The organism is Sanguibacter sp. Z1732, assembly GCF_051020515.1.
GTDB lineage: Bacteria > Actinomycetota > Actinomycetes > Actinomycetales > Beutenbergiaceae > CALKWS01.
Window position 1 is genome coordinate 358,509 of record NZ_CP194857.1, and the last position, 15,115, is coordinate 373,623.

The following is a 15,115-nucleotide window of genomic DNA, read 5'->3' on the forward strand; positions in this document are numbered from 1 at the left end:
CCGGCCTCCCGCATGGCCTGACCGGTGCTCCCGAGGAGGGGGCGCCTCGTACGGTAGGGGCCAGCCCCCACCCTGCAACAGCCGGCTAACGGAGTTGAAGTGCTCTTCTTCATCGGGACCATCGAAGTGCGGAATGGTGAGCGCCCAGAAGGTCGCCGTGAGAAAGAACAGCACGGTAACTGCCGCCACTACACGGTGATAGTTCCGAGGCTTTGGGCAAGCGCGCACACGGCGTTCCGGCACCGCAGCCGAAGCGGCGTCGGGACCGCGCCGATACGGCCGCGGTTCAGTCAGGACCGCCATTTCACACACCACAGTGTCATCGTCGACATCGGCCACCCGCATTCACGCGTAGGACGCCTCGAATACGTCAACGATACGTAAGAACCGCATCCAGGAAACCATGCCGTCCGAATCCGATGCTCGCATGCTCTGTTCTGCTCCGGGGCCTACGCCGCGACCCACCAGTGACCGCGACGTCGCGGGCAGCATGCCCCGTCGCTGTCGGGTACTCGCTGCAGGTCGCATTTCGAGCACCTCCTCGTCACGTTTGCCGACTCGCGACCCTTTCGATGACTGACACTTGCTCCATGGCGCGGGCGCGAACCTGCGGAAGGGCATCTGAGATCTGCGCGGCAACTTCATCACGATTCTGAATGAGGTCGTCCAACATCTGGCGGATGCGCTCCGGAGTGGCGTCACTATGTGCGACAGCCAGTTCGGCTAATCCGAACATCTCCAGGACCTCCCGGTACTTGTGGCTCCAGCCAATAACGAGCGTCGGAACACCCGTAGCGAGTGACGAGACCATGGCGTGGAATCGGGATGCGATGAAGATATCGCACCGGGAGATCAGGAACCGCAGCGTCTGCGAACTCAACTCGTCATCAACGAACAGCACCTTCTCCGGCCTCGCGACTCGGGCCTGGATTTCCCGGCACACCGGCAGGTCATTGTTGTGCGTCTTTGCCGTCTGCGCCCGTGCACTGTGGGCGACGAGAAACACAGGTCGGTTGAGAACCTCGGTAACGTAGTCGATCTGCGCGACTACCTCACTGATGTAGTCGTCGCCTCGGGCTTCAGCCGACTTGCGCAATACGGCACTCGGCGAGACACCGACAACATCACCATTGTCGAAGAAGCCGACATCAACCCGCTCACCAGCCGCGGCAGCATCGGCATCGCCGACCTCCAGGGTAAACGCAAGGTCGGCGCCCCCCTGTACGTTGGTCAGCCCAGTGGCGACGAGATGCTCGTGTGTGAGCGCACCGCGCGAGATGATCGCCGCCATGCGCGGCAGCAAGGTCTTCGCAGCAAGCCGGTTCAGCGGCTCGTTGAAGGGGCCCATCGCCTGGGCGACCTTCACCACAGGCGTTCTGACAAGGAGCGCGGGCAAAATGCTCGCAACGTTGTAGATGAGGTACTTGCCGCGCCCATCGACGAACGTGATTCCTCCCTCGTCGAGGAGGACGTCTGCACGGGCGAGCGCCCCGATCTCCGGCACAGCCCGTTCGATTCCGCGCCGCAGGGGCGGCAACAGTCTGTGTAGCAGGGCCATACCGTTGAGGACGACGCCGAGGCGCAACGGTCGCGCGTCCATCACGCGTAGGTTCGGGTATGAATTGAGTCGGGCATCCGCGCTGGGGTACATGCTCAAGAGGATGAACTGCGCGTGCTCGTCTGACTTGGATAGGTGCTGAACTGAACTCTCGAGCATTGCAGCCGCCCCCTTGTTGCCTGACAACGCAGAGCCGATGATTGCGATTCTCATGAGATGCCTGCCTTCCTTCTTGAAGTGAACGTGAGCAGTCCATAGACACCTGCAACAACTCCATCGCCGAGCGTCGCAGACAGGCGCGCTGCCAGAGCCAGCACGATAGCCTGCTCCACGGGTAGGTACGCAACGCTAAGCAGCACAAAAACTGATTCACGCACGCCGACACCACTCGGCACGAAAATGGCGAGAACACCGGCGGCGCCTGCAAAGATGTAAGCACAAGCCAACGGCACGTAGTGGGAGGCGGGCACGTCGAACATCGAGATCGCTATCAGAACGAGCCCAGCACCGTTCACTGCACGAGGAATCAAATACAGCAACTGATATTTCAGGGTATGCACAGACCCGAGGAAATACGCCTCCGGCACCTCACGCTTGAATATCCTCCGGGCGACGTGATTGGTTCCCCACCGGAGGATGGGCCTGCTGGTCAACAGCAGCAACGGGATAACCGAGGCCGCAGTCACTATCACGACCCCGCCCTCCCCTAAATCGACACTTCCCAGCGCCAGCAGAATCAATCCTGGCGGCACGATGGACCCGATGATCAAGAAAGCATTCTCGTAGAAAAAGGACAACGTGGTCAGAGAGCGCGAAACGTTTCGCGACCGCGCCCAGACCAACTTGTTCGCTACAGAGCCCACCTGGCCGGGAATGTACTTCAGCAGCCAGGACAGACAATGCACTCGGATACCCTCGAGCAAACCAACGCGAATCGCACCCAGTTGCGCAACCATACGGCCCCACAGGAATCCTGAAACCACTACTGCGAAGGCGAACAGTACGACCGAACCTGCGATCCAGCCATCGGGACGCAGGTCGATGTCGGCTAACGCATCCCAGTTGCGCGCCAAAGCACGCCCGAAGAGAACGCCCACCACGCTGACAATGACGACGGTGAGCGCCACCCGTAACACTCGGCGCCGTTTGAGTGTCAGGATTCCCTTACCTTGCAACGTTGAAACTGCGCAGAACGTCAAGGGACTTCTTGGGTGAGGCCGCCACCAAGGCATCGCGATCCGCGTATCCCACCGCGATCAGGCAGATCACACGCTCGTGGGGCTGAAGGCCCAGGGCCCTCGCCATCTTCATCTCAAGCGGTTCGAAGTCTGGCCAGTTGATCACGGATGAACTTAGTCCGAGCGTCTCAAGCGCATAGAGGAAACCCATGGTCGCGAGCGAACTGTCGATGTAGATCGCGTGCCGATCTCGTGGCGAGAAGTAACTATCGAGGTTTCCTTTGATCACCACAATCGTAGGAATCTGATGGCCGTACCCCGCGGTACCGAAGGGAATCGACGCGACCTTCTTGACTAGGTCGGGCTCGTCGAAAATCAGAAACTCATACGGTAGCCGGTTGCATGCTGTCGGCGACTCCCGGGCAACCTGGAGTGCTTGGTCGATCAGTTCGCGCGGCACGGAGCGATTCTCGAACCAGCGGACCGAACGCCGCTGTTTGGCCAACGCAAGCAACTGCTCGAAGGTGATATCGCTGGGCTTGATGTCCCGTTGAGGATAGGGACGCATCGGGATCCCGTTGGTCTCACCCTCCGGCTTAGGGACGGCGGCGAACCTATCTCGCGCGCGGTCCACAACCGGATCCCCTGGAGCGATGACGTCGAAATACTCGGTGAGAACTTCGCGTGCCCACAAAAGCTCAATCGGGTCGATCAGTCGACCTTTGGGCCCCTCGGTAACGGCGACTCGATAGAAGTCGATTGTTTCGGCGATGTAATCCACCGCGAAAATCGGTCGCCGGGGCTGCATTGACATGCCCTTTTCCAACCGATGAATGTTACGCCGAAGTTCGACATGAGTATTACGCGAGGTGCTCAGACGCCGATAGTAGGCGCGACGGCCAGCAAGCACCGCGAACTGTTCGCGGTTGAAGGTGAGGAAGGCAGGGAGAGAGTAGACAGTGGCAGGAATCCGATGCGATCCGACTACCGTGAGGATCGCACGGTTTCCACCCTCATATACTCTGCGAACTAGCGGGATCGCAAGAGTATTCTTGGCCAAAACCTTGAGCCTGCCAATCATCGCGTCTCCTGCTGCTCGCTCTTCCGCAAGGCATCCACACCATCGTTGACCATCGCCTGAGAACTCTCTAAGGCTTGATCGTTCCCGTCCTCTGCGATCTGGGGGCGAGCACCCGAGGCTTCGGGACTCCCGTACGTCGTCCGCGTACCTGTGTCCGGCTTTCTGAGTTCGTACTTCATGGTCGTAGGTGCCGGCCTGGAATACTGAAGTTCCTTCAATCGCTCGAGTTGCTCCTCGAGCAGGACCCGGTTACTCCGTTGCAGATCCGCGATGACCAGGAGCGCCAAACTGAGAAGGCCGCCGACCAACATCGCACTCCCGAAAATGAGCGATTGCACGTGACCCGCCCCGCTTCCTTGCAGCCAGAACACGATGAATCGCACGAACGGTATGACTCCTGCTACCAGGAGGATAGCTCCGAGACCACCAAGGATGACGTGCGGTTTGTACATCAGGTAGGAGCGCGTAATCGCAGAACCCGACTTGGCCATGTGTTGGCCCATGTTGTTAAATAAACGGGACTCACGCGTCTTAGCATTGGTCGTGATCGGCAAGGAGACTATTCGGAGGCGCTTGTTGCCCGCCTGAATTATGGTCTCCATGCAGTAGGAGAACTGCGTCAAGACGTTCAGTCTCAATAGGGACTGCTTGGAATAGGCACGGAAACCGCTGGCTGCATCGGGAAGATCTGTTCCGGCCGCCCGATTGACGATGTGGGAACCGAAGCGTTGCATCGTCTTCTTGAACGCGGAAAAGTGCGCAATCTTAGCGGTCTGTCGGTCTCCTATGACGACATCTGCATCACCTCGCACGATCGGTTGGACTAGGTCCCCGATGCGCTCTGAAGGATATTGGTTGTCGCCATCGGTGTTGACCACGATGTCGGCACCATGGGCGAGCGCATAGTCGACCCCATCACGAAACGACCGAGCGAGGCCCATGTTTTGGACGTGGGTCACCACGTGGTGGACACCACGGGCGCGAGCGACCTCGACCGTACGATCCGTGGAGCCGTCGTCGACGACGAGAATCTCGATCGAGTCAACCCCGGGGATCTCCGTCGGTATGTTCTCAAGAACCTGAGGGAGCGTCTGCTCTTCGTTTAGGCATGGAATCTGGACAAATAGTTTCATGACACTCACGTCTCGGCGGGGATGGGCTCCAGCCACCAGGCGATCAGGTTCGTTTCAGGTCAGGCCGGACGGAGCCATCGTAAACCCCACCAGAGGCTCCTCCGACTTTCGGTCACGGTACGCCGCAGATCCGCGCAACCCCACCTCAGGGTCCAGGCTCCTGAGCAGGCATCACCTGGGCATCGTGAGAACGCCGAACCTTCCAAGCACCCAAAGTGGAGTTCACGACGAGCGTGAGCGGCGCGAGCGCCAGTAGAAACCCCGTGGCGGTCAACTGTCCCGTCGTCGCGGGACTCCACTGCACCCACCGCGTCAACGCCTCGATTTGGCTCTCACCCGGCCCCACGTAGGAGGCGGCGAACCACACGTAGAGTCCGTAGGCGCTCACCAGCAAGCCGACTACCACCAAAATAGGGTTCAAGAACGCAGTACTAGTTTCGCTTCGCCTCAGCACACCCCACACGCCGAGCGCCACAAGAACTGTCAGTGCCACGAACGCGGCGAAGAAGTACCTTCCCTGCAACCCGACGAGTTGACCTAACCGCTGGTAGTTGAATAGGCCGCGTATTGCGACCGCCACGATGAGGCCTCCCGCAAAACGACCCGATAGTCAGAACTTCGGCCCACAGACGTCGCGCGCTGAACAGGCCGACGGTGATCAGTGCAAGTGCAAGGATGGTCGCCCCTACGACGAAGGCTCCCGGCAATGGAACCTCCAACCAACCGAATCGTCCCCAGAAGGACTGGGTCAGCATGTCCCAGGCGCGGCCGAAGTACCAGTCGACGGGTTGCTGCCCGCCTCCTTCGATCGGTTGGCGGTTCATTCCCGAGGGCTGGAACTGTCCGTAGAGGAGATAATTGCGCATCCACCACCAGCCGCCGATAGCGAACGCGACAGCCATTGCAAGCGATGCGTGACCCACTCTGCGTAGCCACTGACCTCTTTCGGCACGAGAGAACGCGTAGGCGAGCAGCACCATTGGAACACTAAAGGCCATGAACGCCTTGGTCAGCAATCCTGCTCCAACCGCGACGCCTGCAAGAAGTGTCCAGCGCATCCGCAGATCACCGCCCACCACGCGCAGGCTGGCGTAGGTGGCGATGGAACCTGTGAGGACCATCAGGGCATCGTTGGTCACGGAGCCGCTGATGAATCCGAACTGTGGAACAAGGAGTGGCACGGTTGCGGATCCCAATGCGAGGTGCTGCGAGTTGGTCACGACACGCACACTTCCGGCTATCAACGGAACCACCGGGATCGTCAACAGGATGCTCATCATCCGGAGTGCCAGCAACTGCAGATCCCAACGGTCTTCTGCCATGCCGATAGCCGTGAGTCCCCCGGCCAGCAGCCCGTAATAGAGTGGTGGGTGCTGGCTCATCTGGTCGATTCGCGTCTGTCCCTCCACATCCAGGGCACGTCCCGCATCCAAGATGATCCGGTCCTGATCTGGTGTAGGGGTGACGTCGACGAACCAGCCGTACCCAGAGCCCCAGTTCTCTCGCGTGCTTCCTGGCAGGCGGGCGAGATACTCCGCCTGATCCATCGCCTCGGACATGCCAGCACTCATCCGAGCATCACCCACTGGTGGCCATCCCCCCACCGTGTGCGAGCCGCATCACCGAGTTGACGTGTTGAGGCTCGTCTGGTGTGCGGTAGGAATGCGAGACAAGCGCCCACGCCGACATCACGGAGAAGACAGTCAGCGTAATAAGGAGGAGGGAGACCCGATACCTGCATTCGGTCATGCTTGAGTGGGGCGTCGACTCAATTGGACGCCCGGCGCTACTGTCCACCATCGAGGTATGACTCCAGAGCACCCCACTGGCCGGGCATCATCAGTCCCGTGACTTCCAGTTTCGTGAGGTCCAGGGTGCTGATCGACGGTCGTGGCGCGACCGGCTGGTCATAGCCCGCCAGATACTCGGACGTGGTCACCGCATGGACGTCACTGGTGTCACGGCCGGCGAGGGTGTACACGCGGCGGGCGATCTCGGCCCAACTGGCCGGTTCTCCGCTGTTCGTGGCGTGATAGGTGCCGTAGGGTGCACGCGAGTCGAGCAGGTGGACGGTGGCGGCGGCGAGATCTGAGGTGAAGGTCAGCCGACCCACCTGGTCCTCCACCACGTTCGGTTGTACGCCCCGCTCGGCGAGGGACCTCATGGTGCGGACGAAGTTCCTGCCCTCCCCTACCACCCAGGAGGTGCGGATCAGGTAGTGCTGCGGCACCTGCTGCACCGCAGCCTCCCCGGCTGCCTTGCTCTGGCCGTAGGCACTGACCGGGCTGATCGGGTCGGTCTCGAGGTAGGCACCCCCCGGCCCTGACCCGCCGTGCCCATCGAAGACGTAATCGGTGGAGTAGTGCACCAGCGTGAAGCGGTGCTCCTGGGCCGCCCGGGCCAGCGCAGCGACAGCCGTGGCGTTCACGGCCCACGCCGCCGCTCGACCCTGTCGGGTCTCGGCCTGGTCCACCGCCGTGAATGCGGCCGCGTTGATCACCACCCCGACGTCGCTGAAGTCGAGGTCAGCGATAGCCGAGGGGTCGGACAGGTCCACCTCCTGCCTGGACAGTGCGTGCGCGTGCGGCAGCGCCGCCTGCAGTGCAGTGCCCAGTTGCCCGGTGGCGCCGAGGATCACCGTGCGCGCAGGTGTCACCGGGCTGGCCTGGGCAAGGCGGGGGTGGTTGCGGTCCTTCTCCGAGATCTCCGCACTACCCAGCGGGATGGGCCATGGGATCGCCGCCGACTCATCGGCGAGGTTGAGGTGGGAGTAGGACGCTTCCGGGGACCAGTGCGCGTTCACCAGGTAGGAGTAGACGGTGCCATCGATCAGGGTCTGGTAAGAGTTGCCGACCCCGCGGGGCACGAACACCGCTTTGCCCTCATCGAGTTCCTCGGTGTGGACGGCGCCGTACCTGGGCCCTTCGCGCAGGTCCACCCATGCGCAGAAAGCCCTGCCGTGGGCGATCGACACCAGCTTGTCCCAGGGTTCGGCGTGGATGCCCCGGGTCACCCCGGCGGCGGCGTTGTACGCCACCGAATGTTGCACGGGTGCGAAGTCCGGTAGCCCGAGGGCGACCATCTTGGCCCGCTGCCCGTTCTCCTTGAACCAGCCGCGGGCATCCCCGTGAACCGTCAGGTCCAGGACCAACAGGCCGGGGATGGCGGTGGTGCGCACGGCCAGTTCGTTCGGGCCCGTCACGTCACTGTCCCCGGGCCGCGTATTCCGACTCCACCGCGTCCTTGTGCGGGCGCCACCAGTCGCTGTTCGCCCGGTACCACTCGATCGTATCCGCCAACCCCGCGCGGAAGTCCGCGAACTGTGGCTCCCAGCCCAGTTCTGTGCGCAACTTGGTCGGGTCGATCGCGTACCGCAGGTCGTGCCCGGCGCGGTCGGTGACGTGGTCGAAGTCGTCCTCCGGGCGGCCCAGGATGCTCAGGATCATCCGGACCACCTCGAGGTTTTTCTGTTCCCCGTCGGCACCGATCAGGTAGGTGTGCCCGATCTGCCCCCGGTTCAGGATGGTCCACACCGCCGAGGAGTGATCGGCCGCGTGGATCCAGTCCCGCACGTTCTCACCGGCCCCGTAGAGTTTGGGCCGGCCCCCGGCGAGCACGTTCGTGATCTGGCGGGGAATGAACTTCTCGATGTGCTGCCAGGGACCGTAGTTGTTCGAGCAGTTGCTGATGGTGGCTGCCACCTCGAAGGAACGCACCCATGCCCGCACCAAGTGGTCGGCACCGGCCTTGGACGCCGAGTACGGACTCGAGGGCAAGTACGGAGTGGTTTCGGTGAACCGTGCCGGATCATCCAGTTCGAGGTCGCCGTAGACCTCATCGGTGGACACGTGATGCAGGCGCACCCCGTGCCTGCGGACCGCCTCCAGAATCTCGAAGGTGCCCACGATGTTGGTGCGGATGAATGGACTGGGATCACGCAGGCTGTTGTCGTTGTGTGACTCCGCCGCAAAGTGGACCACGGCGTCCTCGGCGCCGGTGAGGCTGCCCACCAACGAATCCACCAGGCCCGTGTCGGTGACATCCCCTTCCACCAACTCCACACGATCGGCCGGCAACGGCTCCAGCGCCTCCGGCGAAAGCGCGTAGGTAAGCTTGTCCAGCACCACCACGTACGCGTCGGTGTGCTCCACCAGGTAGTGCACGAAGTTGGAACCGATGAAGCCGGCACCGCCGGTGACGAGAATCCTGCGCATCACTGCACTGTAGCGACTCTGCGGGCTCTAGCCGAGCGAGATGCGCCAAGGAGTGAAGCCATCCGTTATCGGCACCCGCACCTCCTGGCGCAACCGCCTGGCTGCGATCCTCGGCAAGTTGCGCAAGACTGCGCGTATGCATGGAATCATCCTGGCCGGAGGGTCCGGCACCAGACTGAACCCGATCACCTTGGGCGTGAGCAAGCAACTGGTCCCTGTTTATGACAAGCCGATGATCTACTATCCCCTCTCCACGCTTCTGCTCGCAGGGGTCCAAGACATCCTGGTGATCACGACGCCACATGACGCACCGCAGTTCCACCGGCTACTCGGCGACGGGGCACAGTTCGGCGTGAACATCTCTTACGCGGTCCAAGATGAGCCCAACGGACTCGCCCAAGCCTTCGTACTTGGAGCGGACTTCCTCGGCGCCAACACCGCTGCCCTCGTGCTCGGAGACAACATCTTCTATGGCCCCGGCCTCGGATCTCAGTTGAAAAGGTTCGAGCAGATCGACGGAGGAGCCATCTTCGCCTACCGAGTGTCTGACCCGAGTTCCTACGGGGTAGTGGAGTTTGACTCCACTGGACGTGCGTTGTCATTGGAAGAAAAGCCAAGTACGCCCAGATCAAATTACGCAATCCCCGGCCTCTACTTTTACGACAACGACGTCGTCGAGATCGCCCGCCGTCTTCGGCCATCTGCCCGCGGAGAGTACGAGATCACAGACGTAAACCGGGCATACCTGGAGCAGGGACGACTGCAGGTTCAGGTCCTCCCCAGAGGGACTGCCTGGCTCGATACCGGGACGTTCGATTCACTGCTTGAAGCCGCAGACTACGTCAGGACCATCGAGCACCGACAAGGTCTCAAGATCGGCTCACCTGAAGAAGTCGCATGGAGGCAAGGATTCCTCACCGACGAGGACCTCCGCCGTATCGCCGAACCCCTTCAGAAGTCCGGCTATGGCGATTACCTCCTCGGGCTCCTCGAGACGTAGTCAGTTGGCGCGTCGTGCGAGAGTTGATTGCACTTGGGTGAAGCGGTCACGGTGTGCGGTAGATCCCGATCCGATCGCTTCCGTTGCCATTCCAATCACCCGCGATCGGCAGGTCCGAAGCAAGTCCATAGGTCTGCACCGCGCTAGCTCCCCCACCGAACGTGTTTCGGAAGTAAAAGGTCGTCCCACGCCGTATGGCGAACGTATCCCGCCCATTGCTATTCCAGTCCCCGACCAAGATGTCGTCGCTTGACTGACCGTAGTTCGTGATGATTTGGTCTGCCGTCGCTCCACCGAAAGTGTTGCGCAAGTAGAAGGTGCCACCGCGCCGGATCGCAAACGTATCCCGTCCGTTACCATTCCAGTCTCCGACCAGAAGTCTGTCATTCATTCGCGCGTCCGTAATTGCTGAGGACTTGGGATGCTGAACCCCCGAATGTATTTCGGATATAGATGACGCCAGCCCGTCGAAGTGCGAAGGTATCCCGGCCATCACCGTTCCAGTCTCCTACAAAGAGCTCGTCGCTCGCCCGTCCATATGTGAAAACCTGGTCGGGAGATGAATATGAGTTGGAATTGTTGATGGAGATTCGATTGCCGACACGCACCGCCGGCGTGTCTATCCCGTCTCCGTTCCAGTCCCCCACAAATACTTGCGCGTTGCGGGCGCCGAAGTAGTATGAGTAGTTCGCTGATCCGGTGAAAGTATTGTTGAGCCGATACAAGGTCGGCATCTTCGTTCGAACGAGGTTGCGAATTGTGCCCAGTTGGTTCTGGATCCGGCCGGGACAGGTGGTGTTTGATACATCACGGTGTCCGAAGATGCGAGGAAGGTTCTGTCCTGCTGGTCTCGTGGGGCTACCAGGCGAAATCATGCCGCTTCGCGTATCGACCGCGATGCCGGCCCTGCTGAATTGCCACGCTATGACGTTCGCCATGGAGTTCAATACGGTCGATGAGGCATTCATAGAACTGTAGTTACCCATCACCGATATTCCGAGAGTTCCGTTGTTGAAACCCAATGCGTGGGCGCCCTGCGTCATTTGGCCCGGCTGCGCGGTTCGCGATCCGGTACGTCCTTCGTAGATGCGACCAAAGCGGTCGACGAGGAAGTTGTAGCCGATGTCTCCCCAACCATTCCCATCTCGTTGGGTGGCATGGTAGACGTATATGCCCCGCACCACTCCCGGGGCCTGTGCCTGTGTGTAGTTGTTGGTGCCGGCAGTGTGGTGGACGACAGCAGCGCGTAGGGCCCGAGGCTGCGGTGTCCACCGCATTAAGGATTCGTCGGCGCCCCACTGAGCACGCGTCTGAATGGCGGGCTCGGGCAGATTGGGGGACATGGGCCGAAGGCCGCTCGTTGTCAATTGGGGGACAAGCGAGGACCCCCGTTACACCCGACCCGGCGAGACCACCGCCGCCGCTACCGCCCTCAACCTCCTGCCCTTCGTCACGGTCGGCGCCGCCCCCCTCGTCGACGCCGTCCTCCTGGTTGACGTCGTCGTCCTGGGTGGTGGCGTCGTCCTGGGTGGTGGCGTCGTCGCCCTGGCTGGCGTCCTCGTCCTGGCTTCCGCCCTCCTCCTGGTCGACGTCGCCGTCCCGGTTGGCATCTTCGTCCCGGTTAAACTCCACGTCCTGAGGAGCGTCAACCAACGACTCATCGAACTCGACGGTGAGGTCTTGGTCGGGTTCACTCTGCGGCCTGTCGCCTGGGGAGTCGTATACCTCGAGATCGTGCCCATCGGCGTCGGCTGGGATGAGATGCAATCGAAGGTTCGAGGGAATTCGCGCCGCATCGCCCAAGACCTGTGCCTGGACTCCTACGGCACCTCCTGTGATGAACGGATCCGTGCCGCTCGCTGGCGATCCGTCGAGTCCGCCGTCCGCATCAACCTCGAGCCACTCCGACCAGGTGTCTCCCTCGAGCACGCGTAGGAAGATGTACGTGTCGTCCGTCAAGGGCGTATCCGGGTCCCAGGTTAGGCCCGCAACGACGAACTCCTCGGTCTCGGTGGGAGTTGTGAGGATTGCGGGAAGATCGTCCGCCAGAGCACTGCTGCTCGCTTGACTGCTCTCCGCTCGTCCAGCCTCAGCGGCCGGCGTAAGATCGCCCGATTGGTCGGTCAGGGATACCACTGTGACAACGTCACTTCCCCGGCCGGATCCACTCCCCGATCCCGAACTGTCGGTCGGCGAAATCCCCATTGCGAGCAAAGTCGCCGCCATGGCTGCGCCTACGGCGGTTTGGATCCCCGTCATGCCTCTCCCTCAAATCGAACTGCAGGCGGCTCCATATTGGCCTGCCCATGGCGCCACCCGCTCCTGCCACGCCGTGGCAGCCCTATTTGGAATGACCATCGCCTCCAGAGTGGCCATCGCCGCTCTCTCCGGATGCCAAGCCGGCGGATCCAGCAGCCGCAGCCTTATCGCGCAGGAAGTGCGACAGGACAAAGAGAAGGATCAGTGTCATCGCGACGAGTTCACCACCGGACTCGAGCATGACGAGAGTTGCGAGGTAGATCCAGTCAAGGCCATCGCGCACCATGATGTAGACCATGTCGAGGCCCACCGCGAAGGCCACCAGAATCAGAACCAGACCTGCCAAGTTCCACGAATTCCGTCGCGCCTCGCTCGAACTGGCTCTGTGTGTAACGACAAGAAGCACCAGGGGCACGAGGCCGAGCGCGGCCCACGTGAGGAGTTCACCGACGTCGTCCGGACGCAGCCCCATCGGCGCTGGCAGATCGAACGTCGTGCGCAGGTACCGCGAGCCTCGTTCATGTAACTCAGCCAGGTCGTCGACCGCCATCACAACGAACAGCAGAGCCCATGCACTGTAGACGGACGCTTGAGTCCTTCGGCGTGTCAGGATCAGAAGGAGTACCGCAGCCGCAACCAACTGGGTCGCTCCGAGGATCTCAAGGAAACTGCGATCCTGTTCTCCGTGCCAGCGCCAGTAAGAGAAGAAGCCAAGCGCGTCGTATCTTCGCGCTGCAATGTGCGCGACGAAGCCCAGCATGAGGGCCAGGTCGATGAGAGAGAGTGTGATCGCCCAGATCCAGATCGTGCGCGGTACTGGCCTTGCGCGCTGCGCCCGTCGAGATCGGTCCATGTCCGCATTATGCGCCTGCACCGTTAGCCCTGCGTGAGGAATGGCGCCCCTCGGGCCGGCACTGTCACGATCACGCCTGTGGGCACATCCCGGCCATCGGTCTGTAACGACAGACGGTACTCCCCCGGGATGCGTCGAAATTTCGCCACCAGTCGCGCGCCGCGGTTGTCAGCCACGATCGAACCGGTGAACTCCTCCATGGAGTGAAGTCGCACGGAGGAGTTGATTCTTGACTCGCCCTCGATGTGAACCCCACGAAGGGGGACATCCACTTCGATCGTTCGGCGTCGCAGACCTTTGGCGACAGCGTGTCCTTCGACCACTGCTAGATCCGCCGAACCGGCAATACTGCGCGTTGCTTGGTCAAAGTCGACACTGAGCATCCCGCGCTTGTTCCGGTACGAGATCATGGCGTGCCCGTTGACCAAAGCAACCTGCGGAGTGGAGTCGGTCCGCAAGCCGCGCTGGCTAATGGCATCGAAGAGCTGGTTGCGAGCAGTGAAGTCCCACGTGGGTTCTGCTAGTTCAGAGCCGAGCGCACCTGTGGATCGTCGAAGGCGCGCAGTCGCTCGGACCGTCACCAACGCCCTTTCGTCGTCCTGCTCTTGGAGTTCGACGACTTGCTCCGTCGGCAGCATCCAACTAACCAGGCTAGCGCGCCCCCGAATTCCAATCTCGGTGCTTGCGGTTCGAACCTCTTCGGTGACATCGAGGAGGTCGCTCGGGAGCAGTTCGGTGATTTCGGAAGGGACGTCGAGGTACACACGATCCCCATGAGCGCGCAACCGTCCGGGCAATCCAGAGTCCCATCGGGTGAGGGTCTCTATAGCCAAGTAGTCGTCTTCCCACCGGACCGAGCGCGTGGTTGTCAGCCCGACGTTGCTTGTGTCGAGTTGAACCAGCCGTTCGACCGCGGACCAGTGACCTTCGCGTGCGAGCCGTACACGAGCCTGCAACCTCTGAGGCAACGCCGCATCGTAATCCTCGTTGAGGACCTTGAAGATCTCAGCCAGATGCACCCGCCGCTCGTCGCTGGTACGCGCAACGTCCACGTCGATCGCCGTAGCGACCCTATGGCGAAACTGGTAGGCGAGCATCTGATGCCTCTGAAGTGACCGAGCCGGGCCATCCAAGCGTTCCACGGTATATTCGATGATGCGACGCACTCCTCGCCAATACTCCACAGGGTCGTCTCGGTAGGTACTGGAGGCTGTCTCACGATCGCGGATCCACCGATAAAAGGGTGTATCCGCGAGTACCGAGACTACCTCAGCGTGCCGGGAAACATCGATATTGAAGTAGACGTCCTCCCAAAGTACGCGCGCACCCTCTGGAAAGCGGATCCCGTGCTCGTTCAAGAAGCCGCGACGATATAACTTATGTGGATTTGTCGGCAAGAGCGGATGACGTTCGGTCTGACCGACGATATTGCCGGCATTCCTAGAATAAGATTCGATCGCCCACTTGGGCTGGTCCGTTCGGACTTCCTTGCCGTTTACCACGTCCGCCTTGTTTCGTGCAGCAATCTCATATGCCCGCTCCAAAGCCTGTGGGTACAGCGCGTCGTCATGATCCATGAACAGGACATACTCGCCCCGCGCCAACGTCAATCCCACATTTCGGGGACGGCTCGGCCAGCCGGAGTGTCCAATGCGTTCAGTGCGCACGTTGCTGCGCTCAGCCGCCATCGCCTCGAGTCGCTGGTACGTGCCGTCGGGTGATCCGTCGTCCACATAGATGACCTCGAAGTCACTTGCCGGCATCGTTTGCTCGTCAAGCGACCTCACTACACTTAGTAGGCTATCCCCAGACTCATAGGTCGGAACGATGATGCTCACC

Annotated in this window: 13 protein-coding genes; 2 read left to right on the forward strand and 11 right to left on the reverse strand. The window is 61.3% G+C overall.

All coding sequences use genetic code 11. The features are described from left to right. Nucleotides 1–544: 544 nt before the first annotated feature. The 7 genes from ACRRRO_RS02100 to rfbB all read right to left on the reverse strand — a co-directional run bounded on the left by ACRRRO_RS02100 (nucleotide 545) and on the right by rfbB (nucleotide 9,164). Complete coding sequence (locus ACRRRO_RS02100) at nucleotides 545–1,771, reverse strand: polysaccharide pyruvyl transferase family protein (protein ID WP_424798211.1); 1,227 nt, start codon at nucleotides 1,769–1,771, stop codon at nucleotides 545–547. After that, the gene (locus tag ACRRRO_RS02105; RefSeq protein WP_434081009.1) at nucleotides 1,768–2,685 is read right to left on the reverse strand and encodes a lysylphosphatidylglycerol synthase domain-containing protein; all 918 of its coding nucleotides are present in this window, start codon (nucleotides 2,683–2,685) and stop codon (nucleotides 1,768–1,770) included. The genes ACRRRO_RS02100 and ACRRRO_RS02105 overlap by 4 nt, the downstream gene beginning before the upstream one ends. A gap of 37 nt (nucleotides 2,686–2,722) precedes the next feature. Continuing rightward, nucleotides 2,723–3,817: a nitroreductase family protein gene (locus tag ACRRRO_RS02110; protein WP_434081010.1), complete on the reverse strand. Its 1,095-nt coding sequence runs from the start codon at nucleotides 3,815–3,817 to the stop codon at nucleotides 2,723–2,725. Beyond that, nucleotides 3,814–4,950 (reverse strand): glycosyltransferase, encoded by a 1,137-nt coding sequence (locus ACRRRO_RS02115; protein ID WP_434081011.1) that lies wholly within the window; start codon nucleotides 4,948–4,950, stop codon nucleotides 3,814–3,816. Before ACRRRO_RS02115 ends, ACRRRO_RS02110 begins: the two co-directional genes overlap by 4 nt. A gap of 431 nt (nucleotides 4,951–5,381) precedes the next feature. After that, nucleotides 5,382–6,509, reverse strand: coding sequence for an ArnT family glycosyltransferase (locus ACRRRO_RS02120; protein WP_434081012.1), 1,128 nt, complete (start codon nucleotides 6,507–6,509; stop codon nucleotides 5,382–5,384). Between the two features lie 227 nt (nucleotides 6,510–6,736). Further along, nucleotides 6,737–8,152: a dTDP-4-dehydrorhamnose reductase gene (gene rfbD, locus ACRRRO_RS02125; protein WP_434081013.1), complete on the reverse strand. Its 1,416-nt coding sequence runs from the start codon at nucleotides 8,150–8,152 to the stop codon at nucleotides 6,737–6,739. A 1-nt stretch (nucleotide 8,153) separates the two neighbouring features. Next, on the reverse strand, nucleotides 8,154–9,164 hold the full coding sequence (gene rfbB, locus ACRRRO_RS02130) for a dTDP-glucose 4,6-dehydratase (protein WP_434081014.1): 1,011 nt from the start codon (nucleotides 9,162–9,164) through the stop codon (nucleotides 8,154–8,156). Nucleotides 9,165–9,300: 136 nt separating this feature from the next. On the opposite strand from rfbB, the gene rfbA reads away from it, so the two are divergent. Next, nucleotides 9,301–10,164, forward strand: coding sequence for a glucose-1-phosphate thymidylyltransferase RfbA (gene rfbA, locus ACRRRO_RS02135; protein WP_434081015.1), 864 nt, complete (start codon nucleotides 9,301–9,303; stop codon nucleotides 10,162–10,164). Between the two features lie 46 nt (nucleotides 10,165–10,210). Here rfbA and ACRRRO_RS02140 read toward each other — a convergent pair whose 3' ends face one another. Together ACRRRO_RS02140 and ACRRRO_RS02145 are read right to left on the reverse strand one after the other, a co-directional pair. After that, on the reverse strand, nucleotides 10,211–10,555 hold the full coding sequence (locus ACRRRO_RS02140) for a hypothetical protein (protein ID WP_434081016.1): 345 nt from the start codon (nucleotides 10,553–10,555) through the stop codon (nucleotides 10,211–10,213). Then, the gene (locus ACRRRO_RS02145) at nucleotides 10,548–11,507 is read right to left on the reverse strand and encodes an N-acetylmuramoyl-L-alanine amidase (protein WP_434081017.1); all 960 of its coding nucleotides are present in this window, start codon (nucleotides 11,505–11,507) and stop codon (nucleotides 10,548–10,550) included. Before ACRRRO_RS02145 ends, ACRRRO_RS02140 begins: the two co-directional genes overlap by 8 nt. Between ACRRRO_RS02145 and ACRRRO_RS02150 the strand changes: the two genes are divergently transcribed. Continuing rightward, nucleotides 11,506–12,099 (forward strand): hypothetical protein, encoded by a 594-nt coding sequence (locus ACRRRO_RS02150; protein ID WP_434081018.1) that lies wholly within the window; start codon nucleotides 11,506–11,508, stop codon nucleotides 12,097–12,099. The two genes, ACRRRO_RS02145 and ACRRRO_RS02150, sit on opposite strands and share 2 nt — an antisense overlap. A 406-nt stretch (nucleotides 12,100–12,505) precedes the next feature. On the opposite strand, the gene ACRRRO_RS02155 is transcribed toward ACRRRO_RS02150, so the two are convergent. Both ACRRRO_RS02155 and ACRRRO_RS02160 read right to left on the reverse strand, forming a co-directional pair. Beyond that, on the reverse strand, nucleotides 12,506–13,276 hold the full coding sequence (locus ACRRRO_RS02155) for a hypothetical protein (RefSeq protein ID WP_434081019.1): 771 nt from the start codon (nucleotides 13,274–13,276) through the stop codon (nucleotides 12,506–12,508). 23 nt (nucleotides 13,277–13,299) lie between these two features. After that, on the reverse strand, nucleotides 13,300–15,114 hold the full coding sequence (locus tag ACRRRO_RS02160; RefSeq protein ID WP_434081020.1) for a glycosyltransferase family 2 protein: 1,815 nt from the start codon (nucleotides 15,112–15,114) through the stop codon (nucleotides 13,300–13,302). Nucleotide 15,115 lies beyond the last annotated feature (1 nt).

What these genes read in the sequence shown, in the direction of transcription:
- rfbA (WP_434081015.1), top strand. Translation starts at nt 9,301, where the DNA reads ATGCATGGAATCATCCTGGCCGGAGGGTCCGGCACCAGACTGAACCCG.
- ACRRRO_RS02110 (WP_434081010.1), bottom strand. Translation starts at nt 3,817, where the DNA reads ATGATTGGCAGGCTCAAGGTTTTGGCCAAGAATACTCTTGCGATCCCG.
- ACRRRO_RS02115 (WP_434081011.1), bottom strand. Translation starts at nt 4,950, where the DNA reads ATGAAACTATTTGTCCAGATTCCATGCCTAAACGAAGAGCAGACGCTC.
- ACRRRO_RS02145 (WP_434081017.1), bottom strand. Translation starts at nt 11,507, where the DNA reads ATGTCCCCCAATCTGCCCGAGCCCGCCATTCAGACGCGTGCTCAGTGG.
- ACRRRO_RS02100 (WP_424798211.1), bottom strand. Translation starts at nt 1,771, where the DNA reads ATGAGAATCGCAATCATCGGCTCTGCGTTGTCAGGCAACAAGGGGGCG.
- ACRRRO_RS02150 (WP_434081018.1), top strand. Translation starts at nt 11,506, where the DNA reads ATGGGCCGAAGGCCGCTCGTTGTCAATTGGGGGACAAGCGAGGACCCC.
- ACRRRO_RS02120 (WP_434081012.1), bottom strand. Translation starts at nt 6,509, where the DNA reads ATGTCCGAGGCGATGGATCAGGCGGAGTATCTCGCCCGCCTGCCAGGA.
- ACRRRO_RS02155 (WP_434081019.1), bottom strand. Translation starts at nt 13,276, where the DNA reads ATGGACCGATCTCGACGGGCGCAGCGCGCAAGGCCAGTACCGCGCACG.
- rfbB (WP_434081014.1), bottom strand. Translation starts at nt 9,164, where the DNA reads ATGCGCAGGATTCTCGTCACCGGCGGTGCCGGCTTCATCGGTTCCAAC.
- ACRRRO_RS02140 (WP_434081016.1), bottom strand. Translation starts at nt 10,555, where the DNA reads ATGAATGACAGACTTCTGGTCGGAGACTGGAATGGTAACGGACGGGAT.